14 protein-coding genes are annotated in these 16,072 nt (G+C 72.0%); 6 read left to right on the plus strand and 8 right to left on the minus strand.

The features are described from left to right. Positions 1-46 precede the first annotated feature (46 nt). Positions 47-766, plus strand: coding sequence for a hypothetical protein (locus SM611_RS10150; RefSeq protein ID WP_371949004.1), 720 nt, complete (start codon positions 47-49; stop codon positions 764-766). Here the strand turns inward: SM611_RS10150 and SM611_RS10155 are convergent. The 4 genes from SM611_RS10155 to SM611_RS10170 are packed head-to-tail and all read right to left on the minus strand — an operon-like array spanning position 753 to position 6,011. Continuing rightward, positions 753-2,408, minus strand: coding sequence for an ABC transporter family substrate-binding protein (locus tag SM611_RS10155; protein ID WP_371949006.1), 1,656 nt, complete (start codon positions 2,406-2,408; stop codon positions 753-755). The genes SM611_RS10150 and SM611_RS10155 overlap by 14 nt on opposite strands. Positions 2,409-2,446: 38 nt before the next feature. Next, positions 2,447-4,219: a dipeptide ABC transporter ATP-binding protein gene (locus SM611_RS10160; RefSeq protein ID WP_371949477.1), complete on the minus strand. Its 1,773-nt coding sequence runs from the start codon at positions 4,217-4,219 to the stop codon at positions 2,447-2,449. Positions 4,220-4,239: 20 nt separating this feature from the next. Continuing rightward, the gene (locus SM611_RS10165; RefSeq protein ID WP_371949008.1) at positions 4,240-5,034 is read right to left on the minus strand and encodes an ABC transporter permease; all 795 of its coding nucleotides are present in this window, start codon (positions 5,032-5,034) and stop codon (positions 4,240-4,242) included. Next, on the minus strand, positions 5,031-6,011 hold the full coding sequence (locus SM611_RS10170) for an ABC transporter permease (protein ID WP_371949009.1): 981 nt from the start codon (positions 6,009-6,011) through the stop codon (positions 5,031-5,033). The genes SM611_RS10165 and SM611_RS10170 overlap by 4 nt, the downstream gene beginning before the upstream one ends. Before the next feature lie 413 nt (positions 6,012-6,424). On the opposite strand from SM611_RS10170, the gene SM611_RS10175 reads away from it, so the two are divergent. After that, positions 6,425-8,389: a sensor histidine kinase gene (locus SM611_RS10175; protein ID WP_371949010.1), complete on the plus strand. Its 1,965-nt coding sequence runs from the start codon at positions 6,425-6,427 to the stop codon at positions 8,387-8,389. 254 nt (positions 8,390-8,643) lie between these two features. Here the strand turns inward: SM611_RS10175 and dapF are convergent, their stop codons facing one another. Then, positions 8,644-9,501 carry a diaminopimelate epimerase gene (gene dapF, locus SM611_RS10180; protein WP_371949011.1) on the minus strand — a complete coding sequence of 286 codons (858 nt, stop codon included), beginning with the start codon at positions 9,499-9,501 and terminating at the stop codon, positions 8,644-8,646. A gap of 21 nt (positions 9,502-9,522) precedes the next feature. Next, positions 9,523-10,458, minus strand: a complete 936-nt coding sequence (miaA, locus tag SM611_RS10185; RefSeq protein ID WP_371949012.1) for a tRNA (adenosine(37)-N6)-dimethylallyltransferase MiaA — start codon at positions 10,456-10,458, stop codon at positions 9,523-9,525. Positions 10,459-10,559: 101 nt separating this feature from the next. On the opposite strand from miaA, the gene SM611_RS10190 reads away from it, so the two are divergent. Beyond that, entirely contained in the window at positions 10,560-10,802 is a 243-nt protein-coding gene (locus tag SM611_RS10190) for an antitoxin (RefSeq protein ID WP_371949013.1), read from the plus strand. Between the two features lie 36 nt (positions 10,803-10,838). Here the strand turns inward: SM611_RS10190 and SM611_RS10195 are convergent, their stop codons facing one another. Together SM611_RS10195 and miaB are read right to left on the minus strand one after the other, a co-directional pair. Then, on the minus strand, positions 10,839-11,540 hold the full coding sequence (locus tag SM611_RS10195) for a class III extradiol ring-cleavage dioxygenase family protein (protein ID WP_371949015.1): 702 nt from the start codon (positions 11,538-11,540) through the stop codon (positions 10,839-10,841). Between the two features lie 49 nt (positions 11,541-11,589). Continuing rightward, a complete protein-coding gene (gene miaB / locus SM611_RS10200) occupies positions 11,590-13,116 on the minus strand; it encodes a tRNA (N6-isopentenyl adenosine(37)-C2)-methylthiotransferase MiaB (RefSeq protein ID WP_371949017.1) in 1,527 nt (508 codons plus the stop codon). Between the two features lie 300 nt (positions 13,117-13,416). Here miaB and SM611_RS10205 point away from each other — a divergent pair, with 300 nt between their 5' ends. The 3 genes from SM611_RS10205 (at position 13,417) to SM611_RS10215 (ending at position 15,918) form a co-directional block, all read left to right on the plus strand. Then, positions 13,417-14,139: an amino acid ABC transporter ATP-binding protein gene (locus SM611_RS10205; RefSeq protein ID WP_371949478.1), complete on the plus strand. Its 723-nt coding sequence runs from the start codon at positions 13,417-13,419 to the stop codon at positions 14,137-14,139. A gap of 38 nt (positions 14,140-14,177) precedes the next feature. Beyond that, positions 14,178-15,047 (plus strand): glutamate ABC transporter substrate-binding protein, encoded by an 870-nt coding sequence (locus SM611_RS10210; RefSeq protein ID WP_371949019.1) that lies wholly within the window; start codon positions 14,178-14,180, stop codon positions 15,045-15,047. Positions 15,048-15,234: 187 nt separating this feature from the next. After that, entirely contained in the window at positions 15,235-15,918 is a 684-nt protein-coding gene (locus SM611_RS10215) for an amino acid ABC transporter permease (RefSeq protein WP_371949021.1), read from the plus strand. The last annotated feature ends 154 nt before the right edge of the window (positions 15,919-16,072 follow it).

Genomic DNA, 16,072 nt, shown 5'->3' on the forward strand with positions numbered 1-16,072 from the left:
GACGCGCTTACTGAGCCTGAGCAGGCCCGAGGGAGCACGCACCATCATGTCCAACAGCTACCAGCCGTACCGTTCGCACCGCCGACGAAAGAAGACCAGCGCCGGGAGGCTCGGCCTCGCCGGGGCGCTGACGGGCGCCGTGGGCATCGCCGCGGTCGCCGCCGGGATCGTCTTCCTGCGGCCCGGCGGGGGCGGCGCCGAGGAGACCGCCCAGCCGACGCTCGCCAGCCAGGGCGACGACGGCCGGGCGGGGTCCGCCGTCCCGGCGCCGAAGGCCGGCCCGCCGGTGAACTTCACGACCCCGGAGGGCTACGGGTACAGCCTCGCCGCGGTCAAGGCCGGGACCAGCCGGCAGCCGCTCGGCGCCACCGAGGCCCCGCCGCCGGGGACGACGTACGCCTACGCCGACTACATCCTGACCAACACCCAGCGGCGTCCCGTCCTGCTGGACTACCCCGGCGACCTGTTCATGCCGACGGCGCAGGTCCCCGCGTCCGCGCGGGAGCGGTGCATGCCGCAGGCGGGCATCCCGGACGACATGTGCACGCTGCCCAACCACACCAAGATCACGGCCCGGATCGACGGCGCGAAGGCGCCCGTCGACGACAACGGCAGCCCGATGATGCCCGCCGGTGCCTCCTATGTGGTCCGGATCGCCTCGGACCTCCCGGTCAACGACGACCTCTCCCCCGACGACCTTCGCCTGTACGTGTGGAACGCCCGCTACACCAGCGACCGCAAGGGCATCCGGCTCACGTTCCCGTGACGGCCCGGGGCCCGGAACGGCTCGTGAACCCGATGTCCTCGTAGTCGGGCTCCAGGAAGCCGCAGGCCCCCAGATTGGCCAGGTCCGCGCGCGCCGCGACGAGCTGCGGACGCTGGTACAGCGGCAGGACCGACGCCTGCCGCCAGATGAGCCGGTCGGTTTCGTTCACGAGGACGTGGACTCTCGCAGGGTCGACTTCCGCGATGGCACGGTCCATCGCCGCGTCTATGGCGGCGGTCCCGGTGCGGGAGTAGTTCTGCTGGACGCGTCCGCCGCGCGGGCGTGCGAACACCGCCCGCATGGGCGAGACCGGGAACGACGTGCCCAGCCATGAGAACGGGACGATGTCGAAGTCCCCTTGCGTGACGTGGGTGTCGAGCGCGTCATCGGCCGGGATCGGCCGTATGTCCAGCCGGACGCCGATCCGTTCGAGCAGCGCCCGCGCCAGTTCCCCTTCGCGTTTGCTCACGGGGACCCCGGCCGGGATCACGAATCGCAGTGCGAGCGTCCGTCCGGCCTTGGCGCGGTACTTGCCGCGCCGCCGCCAGCCGGCCTCGTCGAGGAGCCGTTCGGCGCGGGCCGGGTCGTACGTCCCGAACCCGTCGGAGTTGTCGCGGTAGCCGTCCTGGGTGTTGACGTAGAAGTGGTTGCCGAGGGTCTGGACGGGCACCCCGAGGCCGGACAGGTCGGACCGAGCGATGATCCGCCGGTCGATGCCGAGCATGACCGCCTGCCTTACCCGCACGTCGGACAGGACGGGGCCGGCGGCGTTGAGCGTGAAGTGACGCCAGTCGGGCCCTCCCGCACGGCGCACCTCGGTGCCGGGGACGCCCTGGACGCGTTGCATCGCGCTTGCGTCGAGGCCGATGTCCATGAGGTCGATCTCGTGGTTGGCGAACGCGCCGGGTGTGGCGCCGGGGTCCATGGCGCGGTAGACGATGCGGTCGAGTTTGGCGGGTGCGCCCCACCAAGCCGGATCGCGAGCCAGGACGACGGTCTTACCGGTGCGGTCGATCCGCTGGACTTTGAACGGGCCCGCCGTGGTGGGCATCCGGTTCATCCAGCCGGTGTTGAAGGCGCGTGGGCCCGAGTACGCGGAGGCCGGGTAGAGCGGGCTGAACAGGCTGCGCCAGTCGGCGTACGTCTGGGCGAACGTCACCTTGACCTCGTGTCCGCCCGCGCCGGGTTCGACGCGCTCGATCAGGCGGTAGCCGGAGACGGTGGAGACCTCGTAGCGGGGGTCGCGTCCGGCGAGGGCATGGGCCTGCGCCGCGAAATCGGCGTATCCGATGGGCCTGCCGTCGGACCACGTGGCCCGGGGGTTGAGCTTGTAGGTGACGATCTGGCCCCGCTCGGTGCGTTTCACCGTCGCGGACTCCAGGTACTCCGGGACGGGATGCGGGACGGCCTTCGCGTCAGCCCGCATCAGATACGGCAGCACGCCCTGGACGACGTGCTCGACCGCGCCCTTCATGCCGTTGACGTGGTTGAAGTTCCACTGGGACGGAAACTCCGGCAGCGGCCAGCGGAGCGTCCCGCCGTCCGCGACACGGTCGCGCGGGGTCGGGTTGACGTCGGACGCGGGCAGCCGTCCGGACGCGTTGGACACGTCGCGCTGCTCAGGGCCGCTGCACCCGGTCATGAGCACGACGCCAAGGAGTAGGGCGGCGGGTATCCGTTTCACTGCTCGACCTCGGCTCCGATGAGAGGGTGATGGCAGGCGACCGACCGTTGCGGGCCCCCGCGCCGCTTCGGGTCTTGTTCTTCGCAGAGGCGGGCGTTCTCTGCGGCGAGCGTGGGGTAACGGGGGCAACGTCCACGGAAGCGGCAACCCGTGAGCGGTGACATCGGGTCGGGTGGCTCTCCCCGCAGCAGGACGCGACCACGGCGTCCTGGGACTGGCCGCGGGACCGCGTCCAGCAGCGCGCGCGTGTAGGGGTGCGCTGGAGCCCTGTAGATCTCGTGCACCGGCCCCGCTTCGACGATGCGACCCATGTGCATCACGGCGACCCGGTGGGCGATGCGGTGGACGACGGCCAGGTCATGGGCGACGAGCAGATACGCCAGACCGAGGCGGTCGCGGAGGCTCTCCAGGAGGGCCATGACATTCGCTCGCGTGGAGACGTCCAAGGCGGACACCGGTTCGTCCAGGAGCAGGAGGCGCGGTTCGAGGGCGATCGCCCTGGCGATGCCCACGCGCTGCTTCTGCCCACCGGACAGTGCGTGGGGATGCCGCCGTGCGTGATCGGGTTCCAGACCCACCAGCTCTAACAACTCTTCGACCCGGCCGCCGATCGCCGATGGCGGGACGCCATGCGTGATCAGGGGCTCGGCGAGGATGTCGGCCACGCGCATCCTGGGGTTCAGCGATGCGGCGGTGTCCTGGAACACGACCTGGACGTCACGCCGCATCGCTCTGCGCCGGGCCGCGCTCAATGACGCCGTGTCCTGGCCCAGGACGACCACACGCCCCTTCTGCGGCCGGGACAGCCGAAGGATCTCCATCAAGGCCGTGGTCTTGCCGCACCCCGACTCTCCCACCAGCGCGAGGGTCTCGCCCTCACAGAGGTCGAGGTCGATGCCGTCCACGACGCGTACGGCCCCGATCCGGCGCCGCAGCAGAGTTCCCTTCTCGATCGGGTGGTGTCTCACCAGGCCGTCCACTTGGAGGACGACAGGACGCTCGGGGCGGGGTCGAGGCACGTGCGCGTCGTCCATGCGTGGGATGGAACGCAGCAGTCCGGCCGTGTACGCCGCACGCGGACGCCGATAGATCTGCTCCACCGGCCCCGTCTCGACGACCCGTCCCTCTCGCATCACCAGGACGCGGTCGGCGAACCCCGCGACGACCCCCAGGTCATGCGTGATCAGCACGATCGCGGCGCCGGTCGCCTCCCGGGCGGTCCGGAGCACGTCCAAGACCCGGGACTGGGCGGTCGTGTCCAGCGCGGAGGTCGGCTCGTCCGCCAGGATCACCGCCGGAGCGTTGGCGATCGCCATGGCGATCATCACGCGCTGCCGCATCCCGCCGGAGAACTCGTGCGGGTACGCGCGGGCGCGCCGGGCCGCGGCCGGGACGCCGACCAGGTCGAGCAGCTCCACCGCCCTCGCACGCGCCGCCGCCCGCGTGACCGGGGAGTGGGCCCGGACGGCCTCCGCGATCTGCCCGCCGACGGTGCGGACGGGGGTGAGCGCCGGCTCCTGGAACACCATCGACATTCCGCGGCCCCGGACCCGCGACAGTTCGGCATCGGACCGTCCGGCCAGTTCCTCGCCCCGCAGCCGCACCGACCCCGTCATGGCGGCGCCGTCCGGCAGAAGCCCCATCACGGCCAGCGCGAGCGCCGTCTTGCCCGCACCGGACTCGCCGACGACCCCGAGCGCCTCCCCGGCCCCGACGGTGAAGCTCACCCCGCGCACGGCGCGCACGCCGCCCTCGTAACCGACCTCCATGTCGGTGACCTCCAGCACGGTCAACGCGCGCCCCGCGGCGGATCGAGGACGTCCCGCAGGCCGTCGCCGAGGAGGTTCACGGCGAGGACGATCAGGACGAGGAGCCCGGCGGCGGCCCCGAAGGGCCAGCCGGCCGCCGCGCCCTGCCCGTCCGCGATGATCGTGCCGAGCGAGACGTCCGGTGGGCGGACCCCGAGGCCGAGGTAGGACAGACCGCCCTCCGCGGTGACCGCGGCGCCGGCGGCCAGGCTCGCGTCCGCGATCAGCAGCGACGCGACCTGCGGCAGGACGTGGCGGACGACCACACGCGGCGCGCCCGCCCCGAGGAAACGGGCGGCGAGGACGTACTCGCGCCCGGACGCCGACAGCGCCGCCGCCCGCACCGACCGGGCGGTGAGCATCCACATGAACGCCGCCAGCACCGGCACGAGCACCGGCCACCTCCCGCCCGGCGCCAGCACGGCGACGACGAGCAGAGGCGGCAGCACGAGCAGGAGGTCAGCGCCCCACATCAGGACCCGGTCGAGCAGCCCGCCCGCGACCCCGGCGACCATCCCCACGATTCCGGCGGCACCGGTGGAGAGCGCGGCGGCGAGCAGGCCGATCACCAGCGACTTCCGCGCCCCGTGCAGGACGAGGGCGAACACGTCCCGCCCGCCCTGGGTGGTGCCGAGCCAGTGCCGCGCGGACGGTCCCCGCCGGAACGCCGTGAAGTCCGTCTCGTCCCAGCGCCAGGGTGATACGAGCGGCCCCGCGGACGCCAGCAGGACCACCACCGCGAGCAGCAGGAGCCCTGCGACGCCTCGCCGCGTCATGGCGTGGCACCGGAGCGGACGCGGGGGTCGAGCATGCCGTTCAGGACGTCCGACACGAGACCGGCGAGCACCACAGCGCAGGCGGCGACGCAGTCGATCGCCGCAACCGCGTTGACGTCGCCCCGCCCGATCGAGTCGACCAGCCATTCGCCCATCCCGTGCCGCCCGAAGACCTTCTCCACGAACACGCCACCGAGCACCAGCAGCCCGGTCGAATAGGCGAAGTACGTCGTCATCGGCGTCAGCGCGGTGCGCAGGCCGTGCCGCAGCAGGGCGCTCCGCCTTCGAAGCCCTCTGGCCCGAGCGGTCCGGACGAAATCGGCGTGCAGGACGTCCAGCATCAGGCCGCGCTGGTAGCGGCTGAAGAGGGCGGCCTGGGCCAACGTCATCACGACCGTTGGAAGCAGCAGGTGGCGAGCCTGGTCGACGAGCGCGCCCGACCCCTCCGGCGCGGACTCGCCGGCCCACACGAACACCCGCACCCCCAGGGCCGCGTTCACCGTGACGGCGATCGTCTGCGACAGCACCGCCAGGACGAACACGGGGACGGCCAAGAGCAGACAGGACGCCGCCGTGATGGACCGATCGGCGGCCCGTCCGCGCCTGGCCGCCGCATACGCGCCGAGGAGGACCCCCAGCACGCCCCCTAGGACGGCCCCGGGAACCAGCAACCGCAGGCTCACGCCAAGCCGACGCCATAACTCCGCGTCGACGGGTTCGCCCTCCTGGGTCCGCCCGAAGTCGCCGTGCAAAACGCCCCAGGCCCACACCCGGTAGCGGTCGGCCAGAGGGACCCTGTCGTTGAGGTTGAGGGCGCTGAGCCGAGCGTCGACAACGCTCTCCGGTGGACGCGGCACCCGACCTTCGAACCCGCCCCGGGGGTCGAGCGCGGCGGCGGCGAGCAGATAGGCGAGGCTCCCGGCGAGAACGACCAGCACCCCGCGGCTCACCATCCGCCGCAGCAGAAACCCCGCCAATGCCCAACCTCCCGGACCGCCCAGCACAGACCACGGAATGCTACCGACTGATCACACAACGCGTAGGAAATTCACGAGAATCGGGAGATCGCCGCCCGCCACGCCCCGGCCCACAGGGTCGGCCGCCGCTCATCTCCGCGGATTTTCTCCCCGTCCGATCCTTGCTGGTAGCAATCACATACTGTCGCCGTAAAGGCACTCTTCGTACCGGAAAATCACAATAGTCACTCTGACCTGCGCCTTCCGTTCTCCTGACCGGAATCCGCGGTTACCATCACGGCACGTCCGGGTGCACCGCGCCCCGGGCGACGCCCACCGGCCGGAATCGGTGTCCTGAGGCGGACGCCGCGAACACTGCAGCACGAGGAGCTGGACGCTTTAACATTCCATTACTTTCGGGCGGGGAGCACATGATGGCGACGGCTGGACACGACCGCGCTGCGGGACGCGTGGGCGTCCTGCTCGCGCTGACCGCGGTCGCGTCCGTCGCCGCGTCGCTCGTCCTCGGCGCCCGGCTGCCCTCGGACCTGCGGATGGTCTGGTGGCATCCGGAGATCCTCGTCGCGCTGGCCTGGACCCCCGTCGGCGCCGTCCTGCTGCGGCACCGGCCGGGGCTGAAGGTCGCCTGGCTGATGGTCGGCGCCGGATCCAGCGCGGCCCTGTACGTCCTGACGCTGAACCTCGCCCCGTGGGCGCAGCGGCACGACTGGGCCACGGCCGGATTCCTCGACTGGCTCGGGACGTGGCTGTGGGCGGTCGACACCTACGCGCTGACGCTGGTCCTGCCGCTGATCTTCCCGGACGGGCGGCTCGTGTCCCGCTGGTTCCGGCCCGTGCTCCTGCTGGCGTGCCTGGTGCCGGTCATCGTCTGCGTCCACCTGACGATCGACCCCGGCGTGCGGCGCTGGCACAACGGGGTCTCCACCTACCCGTTCGACGGGATCCCGCTGCCGATCAGCGTCGTCATCATCGGCACCCTGGCCGCGGGCCTGTTCTCGGTCCTGGTGCGGTTCGTCCTGTCACCGCCGGACGTGCGGCGGCAGATCGGGTGGGTCGTCTATCCGGGCATCCTCGCCGAGGCGGTCATCTACGTCGGCGAGAACAGCCCCATCGGCGACCCGCTGCGCAACATCACCATCGTCGCCGTCCCGATCTGCATCGCCATCGCCATCACCCGCTACCGGCTGTACGACATCGACCTCGTCGTCAGCCGGACGCTCGTGTACGCCGGGCTCGTCGTCGTCATCACCGGCGTCTACTTCGCGCTGGTCGGCGGGGCGAGCCTGCTCGCCCACGGCAAGGGCGGCGCCTTCACCGGCCTGGCCGGCGCGATCGCCGCCGGCGCCGTGTTCGAGCCCGTCCGGCGGCGCCTCCAGCGCACCGTGGACGGGTTCATCCACGGCGAACGCGACCCGTACCGGATGGCCGACCACCTCAACCGGCGGCTGCAGACCGCCGCCGACCCCGGCGCCGCGCTCGCCGTGGCCGCCGAGGTCGCCCGCTCCGCGCTGCACGCGACCGGCGTGGTGATCGAGGTACTGGACCGCGACGGCCGGACGGCGTCCGCCGAGGACGGCGTGCTCGGCGCGAAACCGCAGCTCATCCCGCTGGTGTGGCACGGCGAGCCGGTGGGCAGGCTGCTGTTCGGCGTCACCCGCACCCCGGACGCCCGGCTGTCGGGCGTCCTGGCCCGCAACCTCGCCGAGCTGGCGAACGCGGCCCGGCTCGCCGCGGACGTCCAGCGCTCCCGCGAGCACATCCTGCGCACCCGCGAGGAGGAGCGGCGCCGGCTGCGCCGCGACCTGCACGACGGCCTCGGCCCCACGCTCGCCAGCCTCGCCATGACGGTGGACGCGGCCCGCATCACGCTGAAGACCGACCCCGAGGCGGTCGACGCGCTCCTGGAGGACCTGCGCGCCACCATGGGACGCACCATCGGCGACATCCGCGACCTCGTGTACGGGCTGCGCCCGCCCGCCCTGGACGACCTCGGCCTGGAGGGCGCCATCCAGGCGCTCGGCGGCGTCGTCGCCACCGGGGACGGACCGCAGGTCGACGTGCGCGTCGAAGGCGACCTGAAGGGCCTGCCCGCCGCCGCCGAGGTCGCCGCGTACCGGATCGTCCAGGAAGCGCTGACGAACGTCCACCGGCACGCCCACGCCGGCAACGCCGAGGTCACGCTGTGCCTGAACGGCGACCTGCACGTCACGATCGGGGACGACGGGGTGGGGCTCCCCGACCGGCCGCGTTCGGGCATCGGCATGTCCTCGATGCGAGAACGGGCGGCCGAACTCGGCGGATCATGCACCGTCGGCCCCGGCCCCACGGGCGGCACTCTCGTCCGGGCCAGGCTCCCGGTCAACGGCGCCCACTGCTGACGCGCGCTCCCCCGGGGATCTCCGGCCCCACCCCGGTGGGAGGGCCGGTGACCGCCCCCCGCCAAGAAGGTCGCCACCGGCCCTCAGGCTCCGTACGGCTCCGGGGCTCCCATCCCGGTCCGTACGGGCCATTCACCAGAGGGTGTGCAAGAAGAAAATTACGCGGCGCACGGTCCCGTTGGAGAGGGACACCTGTCCCGTTCATGCCGGGACCCTCCGGAAAGTCCACAAACCCCTGGTGAGGAGGCGTTCCGCTAGATCCAGCCGGCCCGGGTCTCGCCCTCGGCGACCAGGACGGCCGGGCCCCGCAGAAACGCGGTCTCCTCGCCGAGGGTGACCGAAACCCGGCCGCCGGGGACGTCCACGGTCCATTCGGACGTTCCAGGCGTCCCGCCCGGGGCCGCCCCGGCCGTGGTCCCCATCGCCGCCGCGGCGGCCACGGCGACCGTGCCCGTACCGCAGGACCGGGTCTCGCCGGAGCCCCGCTCGTACACGCGCATCTCCACGTGCCGCTCGCCGACCGTCCGGAAGAACTCGACGTTCACCCCGTCGGGGAACACGGCGGGGTCGAAGCCGGGGGCGCGGGACAGGTCGAGGGCGGCGACGGGCCCGTCCACGCGGCACGCCAGATGCGGGTTCCCGACCGAGACGCGGCGGCCCTGGAACGTCGTCCCCTGCATGGACGCCTCGCCGTAGCCGAGGAGCTCGGGCGCGCCCATGTCCACGCTGACGTCGCCGGACGCGCCGAGCGACACGCGGCGCAGCCCCGCACGGGTCGCCACGTCCCACTCGCCGGGCGCGGCCAGGCCGGCGTCGACGAGGTAGCGGGCGAAGACCCGTATCCCGTTGCCGCACATCTCGGCGATGCTGCCGTCCGCGTTGCGGTAGTCCATGAACCACTCCGCCTCGGGCCCGTGGTCGGCGGGCTCGTGGTCGGCGGGCCCGTGGCCGGCGGCCTTCGCCCGGACGACGCGCAGGACGCCGTCGGCCCCGATCCCGGCCCGCCGGTCGCACAGCCGCGCGACGGTCTCCGGCGTCAGGTCGAGGACACCGTCCGGGTCGGGCAGGATCACGAAGTCGTTCTCTGTGCCGTGGCCTTTGACGAACCGCATCCCTCGATCGTATTGCCTTCGTCAGGCGCCCCGCCCGCCCTCCTCCGCGATCAGGGCGAGGGCGCGTTCGACCAGGTCAAGTGCGTCGTAGGGCAGCCATCGGACGCGCGGATCGCGGCGGAACCACGACTCCTGGCGGCGGGCGAAGCGCCGCGTCGTCCGGATCGTGTCCTCCTTGGCCTGCTCCTGCGTCCACTCCCCCGCCAGGAACCGGAGCACCTGCGCGTAGCCGAGGGCCCGCCCGGCGGTCAGGCCGTCCCGCAGGCCGCGCTTCTCCAGGTCGCGGACCTCGTCGACGAGGCCCGCGTCCCACATCCGCTCGACGCGCAGCGCGATGCGCTCGTCCAGCGCCTCGCGGGGGACGCTCAGCCCGATCTGCAGGGCGGAGCCGTAGCGGTACCGGTGCTCGGGCAGCGTCGCCGTGAACGGGCGGCCGGTGATCTCGATGACCTCCAGGGCCCGGACGATCCGGCGGCCGTTGCTCGGCAGGATCGCGTCCGCGGCGGCGGCGTCCAGCCCGCGGAGCCGGTCGTGGAGCGCGCCGGGGCCGGCCTCCGCCAGCTCGTCCTCGAGGCGCGCCCGGACGGCCGGGGCGGTCCCCGGGAACTCCAGCCGGTCGAGCGCCGCCCGCACGTACAGGCCCGACCCGCCGACCAGCACCGGCAGCCGCCCCCGGCCCCGGACGCCGGCGATGGCGTCGGCGCTGAGCCGCTGGTACTCGGCGACGCTCGCCGTCTCCGTCACGTCCCACACGTCCAGCAGGTGGTGCGGGACGCCGCGCATCTCCGCCGCGGAAAGCTTCGCCGTGCCGATGTCCATGCCGCGGTAGAGCTGCATCGAGTCGGCGTTGACGGCCTCGCCGTCCAGCCGCAGCGCCAGTTCCACGGCCAGATCGGACTTCCCGGCCGCCGTCGCCCCGACGACCGCGATGACATGGGGCACATCAGGTGAGGTCACGGGATTGATTGTCGCAACAGAACGGGTATGGCCGTGGTTGTACGGGTGCCTCGCGAGGTTCGCGTCGCACCGATCCAGACGACGGATCCGGGGGGATCGGAATGTCCATCGTCGACAAGGTCAAGCAGATGCTGGGGCAGCACCCCGACAAGGCCAAGCAGGGCGTGGACCGCGCCGGGGACACGTTCGACGAGCGAACCGGCGGCAGGCACGCCGACAAGGTCGACCGTGGCCAGGAGAAGGCCGGCGACTACATCGACCGCGAGGGCGGCCAGGGCGGCGGCATGGGCGAGGGCGGCATGGGCCAGGGCGGCGAGCCCGGTCAGGGCGGTCAGCAGCCCTGAGTCCTCAGGCGGGCGCGTGTTCCAGCGGGCAGGCGGTCACGCGGACCGGCGCGACCAGCAGGCCGCGAAGTAGCCGACTCCGTACGGCGCCTCGTCGGCGAGGAGTTCGCCGGTGAGTCCGGGCGCGCCGCCGGCCGCGCCGGCCAGCGCCTGCCACGCCGCGCGCCCGGCCGCCTGGACGTCCCGGGACAGTTCCGGGTCCAGAGCGGCCAAGGCGTCGGCGTCCGCCGTGCCGAGCGCGCGCGCGACGCCTTCGTCGTACGGGCGCGCGCGCACGTCCAGATAGCCCGGAGCCATCTCCGAGCGGCACGCCGACCCGTCGCCCATCACCAGCAGCGCGACATCGCCGCCCTCCACCAGCTCCCGGCCGAGCGCCATGCAGACATCCGGTTCGGCGTCGAACGCCACGGCCTGGTAGCGCGCCCCGTCGGCGAGCCCCTGCCGCTCCAGCAGCCAGCGCCCGATCGTCAGGGACAGCGGGAGCGCCTCCGCTCCGTCCGCGGGATCGGCCGGACTCGTCCAGCCCAGCCCGTAGGGCCTGAGAGACGCGTAGGCGTCCGCGCCGTACGGCCTCGTCTCCGCCGCGCCCCCGACGACGACCAGGGCGTCCGCGCCCGCCAGTCGGCCGACGGCCCGGTCGCAGGCGGCGCGCAGGCCGTCGAGCTCGGGTGCCGCCTCCCCGGCCATCTCAGGGACGAGGACGGGCGGGTGCGGGCATACCGCCGCCGCTACGAGCACGCTGCCTCCCCGCCGTCCAGCGGGGCGGCCCGACCCGCGAGAACCCGCCTCAAGAGCAGCCGCGGGCGGGAGACGCGGGCTCGGCCGGGCGGCCGATCGACGGCATGCCGAGCGCGACCCCGCGGTTCCCGCCGCCCTGGCGGGCCTCCCACGCGTCGCCCGCCCGCGTGCGCCGGACGGCCGGCACGGGCTTGTCGGCGACCAGGTGGTGCGGCGCCGCGTAGGTGACCTCGACGGTGACCATGTCGCCGGGCCGGACCGGCTCGTCCGGCGCGGTGAAGTGGACCAGGCGGTTGTCGCGCGCCCGGCCCGACAGCCGGCGGGTCGCCTCGTCCTTGCGCCCCTCGCCCTCGGCGACCAGGACCTCCAGGGTGCGGCCGAGCTGCTCGCGGTTCTCCGCCCAGGAGATCTCCTCCTGGAGGGCGATCAGCCGCTCGTACCGCTCCTGGACGACCTCCTTCGGCAGCTGGCCGTCCATGGTCGCGGCCGGGGTGCCCGGACGCTTGGAGTACTGGAAGGTGAACGCCGACGAGAACCGGGCCTCCCGCACCACGTGCAGGGTCTCCTCGAAGTCGGCCTCGGTCTCGCCGGGGAAGCCCACGATGATGTCGGTGGTGATCGCCGCGTCCGGGATCGCGGCCCGGACCTTCTCGATGATCCCGAGGTAGCGCTCCTGCCGGTAGGACCGGCGCATCGCGCGCAGCACCGCGTCCGACCCGGACTGCAGCGGCATGTGCAGCGACGGCATCACGTTCGGCGTCTCCGCCATCGCGGCGATGACGTCGTCGGTGAAGTCCTTGGGGTGCGGCGAGGTGAACCGGACCCGCTCCAGGCCGTCCACGCCCCCGCAGGCGCGCAGCAGCCCCGCGAAGGCCGACTGGCCGCCCTCGGTCATGGCGCGCACCTCGTCCGGCGCGGCAGACAGGGCGCCGAACCCCGACCCGTAGGCGTTGACGTTCTGCCCCAGCAGGGTGACCTCCAGGACGCCCTCCGCGACGAGCGCCTCCACCTCGGCGAGGATCTCCCCGGGCCGGCGGTCCTTCTCCTTGCCGCGCAGCGACGGGACGATGCAGAACGTGCACGTGTTGTTGCACCCGACGGAGATCGACACCCACGCCGCGTACGGGGACTCCCGGCGCGTCGGCAGCGTCGAGGGGAAGGTCACCAGCGACTCTTCGATCTCGACCTGCGCCTCGCTCCGCACCCGCGCCCGCTCCAGCAGCGCGGGCAGCGACCCGATGTTGTGGGTGCCGAACACGACGTCCACCCAGGGGGCGCGCTCGACGATGGTGTCGCGGTCCTTCTGCGCGAGGCAGCCGCCGACGGCGATCTGCATGCCCGGATGACCGTCCTTGACAGGCCGCAGATGGCCGAGGTTGCCGTAGAGCCGGTTGTCGGCGTTCTCGCGGACCGCGCAGGTGTTGAACACCACCACGTCGGGCTCGGCGCCCTCCGCGCGGACGTACCCGGCCGACTCCAGCAGCCCGGACAGCCGCTCCGAGTCGTGGACGTTCATCTGGCATCCGTAGGTACGGATCTCGTACGTACGGGAGGCCGTCTCCATTGGCGCACTCATGACGGTAACCAAGGGTACGGGCCCGCCGCGCCCTGACGGAACGCCGCGACGGGACGCCGCGGCGGAACCGTCGGCGCACCGCCCCGACCTGCCCCGATGATCGAGTCCCGCCCCGATGGACCCCGTCCGACATGGGGATTCGTGATCGTATCGGTACCGCTCGGCGACGTTCGCGATTCTGACCATGACGTAAAGTCCGACCGCATGACGGACAGCGAAGGCGGGCTCGACCTCACCAAGGACGAGCCGGAGGACTCCGTGCCGGAGCCGGCCCCCGCGGGTGGCGACCGGCCCCTCGTCGTGGTGGAGAACGTCAACAAGCACTTCGGCGAGCTGCACGTCCTCAAGGACATCAACCTCACCGTGAACTCGGGCGAGGTCGTCGTCGTCATCGGCCCGTCCGGGGGCGGCAAGTCGACCCTGTGCCGGTCCATCAACCGGCTGGAGCCCATCGACGCGGGCACGATCCTCGTCGACGGCAAGGAGCTGCCCAAAGAGGGCAAGGAGCTGGCGAAGCTCCGCGCCGACGTCGGCATGGTGTTCCAGTCGTTCAACCTCTTCGCCCACAAGACGATCCTCGAGAACGTCACGCTGGGGCCGGTGAAGGTCCGCAAGCAGGGCAAGCAGGAGTCGCAGAAGCACGCGTTGGAACTGCTCGACCGGGTCGGCATCGCCAACCAGGCCGAGAAGTACCCCGCGCAACTGTCCGGCGGGCAGCAGCAGCGGGCCGCGATCGCACGCTCCCTCGCGATGAAGCCCAAGGTGATGCTGTTCGACGAGCCGACCTCGGCGCTTGACCCGGAGATGGTCAACGAGGTCCTGGACGTCATGACGGGCCTGGCCCGCGAGGGCATGACGATGATCGTCGTCACGCACGAGATGGGATTCGCGCGCAGGGCCGCGCAGAAGGTCGTCTTCATGGCGGACGGCCAGATCGTCGAGGAGAACACCCCCGACGAGTTCTTCACGAATGCGCGAACCGACCGCGCGAAGGACTTCCTTTCCAAGATCCTCACGCACTGAGCCGCGGGGCTCCGGCAGAGAGCAGAGGTAGGACGAGAATGCGAGTACGTCGTTTCGGCGCCCTCATCGGGGCGGGGATGGCGCTGTCCCTGGCGCTCAGCGCGTGTGGCAGCGACACCGAGAAGACCGAGGCCAAGACGGTCGTCCAGAAGGCCAAGGACGACAAGAAGCTGACCATCGGCATCAAGTTCGACCAGCCGGCGCTGGGCCTGAAGAAGCCCGACGGCACCTACGACGGCTTCGACGTCGACGTCGCCAAGTACGTCGCGCAGAAGCTGGGCGTGCCGGAGAGCGGCATCACGTTCAAGGAGACGACCTCCGCGAACCGCGAGTCGTTCATCGGCGGCGGGCAGGTCGACCTGATCTTCGCCACCTACTCCATCACCGAGGCGCGCAAGCAGCAGGTGACCTTCGGCGGTCCCTACTACGTCGCGCACCAGGACACGATGGTGAACGCCGACAACACCGACATCAAGAAGACCGCCGACCTCAAGGGCAAGAAGCTCTGCAAGGCGGCCGGGTCCAACTCCTTCCGCCGCATCACCGAGGGCCCGCCGGACGGCAAGCTCAACATCAAGGGCGTCACGCTGGTGGACGCCAGCAGCTACTCCGAGTGCGTGAGCAAGCTGAAGTCCGGCGCGCTGGACGCGGTGAGCACCGACGACCTGATCCTCGCCGGGTTCGCCAACCAGCAGAAGGGCTCCTTCAAGGTCATCAACGACCCCTTCACCGACGAGAAGTACGGCGTCGGCATCAAGAAGGGCGACACCGAGACCTGCGAGGCCGTCAACAAGGCCATCACCGAGATGTACTCGGACGGAACCGCCAAGACGCTGCTGGAGAAGCACTTCGCCGGCACCGGGCTGAAGCTCGTCACGACCGCCCCGCAGATGGAGGGCTGCTCCTGATCCGGGGCCGCGCCTGACGCACGCCAGGCCGGTGCGTCCCACGGGAGCGCTTCCCGGGACGCACCGGCCTGACCCGAGATCGGCCCGGCCCGACACCGGCCCGCTCGCTCCCGGCCCGCCCGCTCGCGCGGCGGGCGCGCGACGGGGCCGGCCCGACACCGCTGGAACGCCATGAAACAGCTGAGCAATGTTTGACTTCAGCCCGTTCTTCGACAACTTCGACGAGATCCTCCAGGGGTTCTGGGCGACGATCCGCCTGGCGGCCGCCGCCGCGGTGCTCTCACTCGTCATCGGCACGGTCCTGGCGAGCTTCCGCGTCGCTCCCATCCCGGTGTTGCGCGCCTTCGGCACGGGCTACGTCGGCGTCGTCCGCAACACGCCCCTGACGCTGGTGCTGCTGATGTGCAGCCTCGGCCTCAACGACATCCTCGCGCTGAAGTTCTCCTCGACCTCGTCGGTCAGCTACTACTGGTGGGCCGTCCTCGGCCTCTCCGCCTACACCGGCGCGTTCGTCTGCGAGACGCTCCGGTCGGGGATCAACACCGTCCCGCTGGGGCAGGCGGAGGCGGCGCGGTCCGTCGGCCTGACCTTCACCCAGTCGCTGCGGATGATCATCCTTCCGCAGGCGTTCCGCGCGATCATCGCGCCGCTGGGCAGCGTCTTCATCGCGATGATCAAGAACACCACGGTCGCCGCCGCGGCGAGCTACGCCGAAGTCGCGCTGGTCACCAAGACGATCGTCGACAAGCCCACGTTCGCCAACGGCGTCATCCCGCTGTTCCTCGGCGTGGCCGTCGGCTTCCTGATCCTCACGCTGCCGACCGGCTACCTCTTCGGCTGGCTGGCCAAGCGGATGGCGGTGGCCCGATGACCGCAGCGGAGCGAGGATCGTCGGGCCACCGACTGCGGGGGCCTGGGGGTCGCCCCCCAGAAGGACAGCACCCGATGACCGCAGCGGAGCGAGGATCGTCGGGCCACCGACTGCGGGGGCCTGGGGGTCGCCCCCCAGAAGGGCAGCACCCGAT

The organism is Actinomadura monticuli (assembly GCF_041463655.1).
Taxonomy (GTDB): Bacteria; Actinomycetota; Actinomycetes; order Streptosporangiales; family Streptosporangiaceae; genus Spirillospora; species Spirillospora monticuli.

What these genes read in the sequence shown, in the direction of transcription:
- SM611_RS10215 (WP_371949021.1), top strand. Translation starts at nt 15,235, where the DNA reads ATGTTTGACTTCAGCCCGTTCTTCGACAACTTCGACGAGATCCTCCAG.
- SM611_RS10210 (WP_371949019.1), top strand. Translation starts at nt 14,178, where the DNA reads ATGCGAGTACGTCGTTTCGGCGCCCTCATCGGGGCGGGGATGGCGCTG.
- SM611_RS10160 (WP_371949477.1), bottom strand. Translation starts at nt 4,219, where the DNA reads ATGGAGGTCGGTTACGAGGGCGGCGTGCGCGCCGTGCGCGGGGTGAGC.
- SM611_RS10165 (WP_371949008.1), bottom strand. Translation starts at nt 5,034, where the DNA reads ATGACGCGGCGAGGCGTCGCAGGGCTCCTGCTGCTCGCGGTGGTGGTC.
- dapF (WP_371949011.1), bottom strand. Translation starts at nt 9,501, where the DNA reads ATGCGGTTCGTCAAAGGCCACGGCACAGAGAACGACTTCGTGATCCTG.
- SM611_RS10155 (WP_371949006.1), bottom strand. Translation starts at nt 2,408, where the DNA reads ATGACCGGGTGCAGCGGCCCTGAGCAGCGCGACGTGTCCAACGCGTCC.
- SM611_RS10190 (WP_371949013.1), top strand. Translation starts at nt 10,560, where the DNA reads ATGTCCATCGTCGACAAGGTCAAGCAGATGCTGGGGCAGCACCCCGAC.
- miaB (WP_371949017.1), bottom strand. Translation starts at nt 13,116, where the DNA reads ATGAGTGCGCCAATGGAGACGGCCTCCCGTACGTACGAGATCCGTACC.
- SM611_RS10175 (WP_371949010.1), top strand. Translation starts at nt 6,425, where the DNA reads ATGGCGACGGCTGGACACGACCGCGCTGCGGGACGCGTGGGCGTCCTG.
- SM611_RS10150 (WP_371949004.1), top strand. Translation starts at nt 47, where the DNA reads ATGTCCAACAGCTACCAGCCGTACCGTTCGCACCGCCGACGAAAGAAG.